Source organism: Vibrio sp. 10N.222.49.C9 (genome assembly GCF_041474985.1).
Classification (GTDB): Bacteria; Pseudomonadota; Gammaproteobacteria; order Enterobacterales; family Vibrionaceae; genus Vibrio; species Vibrio crassostreae_C.
This window is the reverse complement of sequence record NZ_JBFRVD010000277.1, coordinates 1-306: the sequence shown is the minus strand read 5'-3', so window position 1 is coordinate 306 and position 306 is coordinate 1. Positions and strand designations below refer to the sequence as shown.

Below are 306 nucleotides of genomic sequence, written 5' to 3'. Positions count from 1 at the left end.
ATGGTAGAGGCTGGATTTGAAGATGAAGTTAGAGCCTTACATCAACGCACTGATTTGCATCCAGATCTTCCTTCAATTCGTTGTGTGGGCTATCGTCAGATGTGGGGTTACTTAGAAGAAGAGTACAGCTTTGATGAAGCAATCTTCAAAGGAGTCTGTGCGACTAGACAATTAGCGAAGCGCCAGATTACTTGGCTTCGCAGTTGGAAAGACCTAACTTGGCTCGATAGTCAAAATATCGATCATGGGGTAGAAACAATCGCAAATGTCATAGCATCTAATTGAATTTGCTGTGTATAATATGAT

Annotated in this window: 1 pseudogene; it reads left to right on the top strand. The window is 41.5% G+C overall.

From position 1 onward, the window contains the following. A pseudogene (locus AB4585_RS23115) lies at positions 1–285 on the top strand (tRNA (adenosine(37)-N6)-dimethylallyltransferase MiaA); the annotation flags it as partial. Positions 286–306: the final 21 nt, after the last annotated feature.